This is a genomic window from Flavisolibacter nicotianae, assembly GCF_003628535.1.
In the GTDB taxonomy this organism is placed as follows: domain Bacteria; phylum Bacteroidota; class Bacteroidia; order Chitinophagales; family Chitinophagaceae; genus Flavisolibacter; species Flavisolibacter nicotianae.
In genome coordinates, this window is record NZ_RBCI01000054.1 from 1 (window position 1) to 1,216 (window position 1,216).

Below are 1,216 nucleotides of genomic sequence, written 5' to 3' on the forward strand. Positions count from 1 at the left end.
TGTCGGCTTCCCTATAATTCGCTCATTTGAAAGTTAGCAAAGGCGCTTAATTTTAAATGAGTAAATATGAAAAAATCAAACTTCACCGAAACACAGATTGTCAAGGCTATTCAAGAGCACGAGAATGGCCGCAAGGCAGAAGACATCTGCAGAGAACTGGGGATTACAACAGCAGCGTTTTACAAGTGGCGGCAACGTTATGGTGGTATGGAGGCCAGTGACGTCAAGCGACTAAAAGAGTTGGAAGAGGAGAACACAAGGCTGAAACGGATGTATGCCAATCTTTCTCTGGTACATGAAGCACTCAAAGATGCGGTGGCAAAAAAGTTCTAACGCCTGACGAGAAAGGTAGCCTGGCTGAGTATATGGTTTCTGTGCACAAGGTGAGCCAGCGTCAGGCGCTAGAAGCGGTAAGCCTACCCCAGAGCACCAGCCGTTATAAACGAAAGCCCAAGCAAGATGATGAACTCATAAGTGAACTGCAGCAGTTGGTAGAGAAGCATCCGGCTATTGGTTTTTGGCAGTGTTATTACCGGTTGAGAAGAAATGGCTTTGCCTGGAACCACAAACGCATTTACCGGGTGTATACAGCCCTAAAGCTGAATATCCGCAGACGACGCAAGAAGCGGTTGCCGGCACGGGTAAAGCAAACATTGTTTCAGCCGAACACCATCAATCAGGTTTGGAGCGTGGATTTTATGAGCGACAGCCTGTGGGATGGCAGAACCTTTCGCCTGCTAAACATTGTGGATGATTACAACCGGGAGGTACTGCACGTCGAAGCTGATACTTCGCTGCCCACTGTTCGACTGATTAGAACTTTAGAATACTTACACGAATTCAGAGGGTTGCCAAAGATGATCCGCGTGGACAATGGACCGGAGTTCATCTCCGCGAAACTGGACGAGTGGTGCAAAAAGCATAAGATTACACTTGTTTTCATCCAACCTGGAAAACCCATGCAAAATGCCTATGTTGAAAGATGCAACGGCAGCATCCGACGAGAACTCCTGAATGCCTATGTGTTCACTTCTCTTCGTGAGGTCAGAGAAAAAGCAGAAGAGTGGCGACAGGATTACAACTGCTCAAGACCACACCAGGCCTTGGGCTTCGTGCCGCCAGTTGAATACCATAAAATCCAAATTCCTATGTTTAAACCAAAAGAAAACAACTGATTTTATACTTTTAAACGCAGCGAATTCAGGGGGAGCTTACA

General features: G+C 46.6%; 1 protein-coding gene. It reads left to right on the forward strand.

Annotation, left to right across the window (positions count from 1 at the left end):
• Positions 1–66 precede the first annotated feature (66 nt).
• Positions 67–1,175, forward strand: a protein-coding gene (locus tag D6024_RS26365) for an IS3 family transposase (RefSeq protein WP_121357809.1) whose coding sequence is annotated in 2 segments (ribosomal slippage) — positions 67–328 and positions 328–1,175 — 1,110 coding nt in all. Because the reading frame shifts where the segments join, the coding sequence is not laid out codon by codon here.
• Positions 1,176–1,216: the final 41 nt, after the last annotated feature.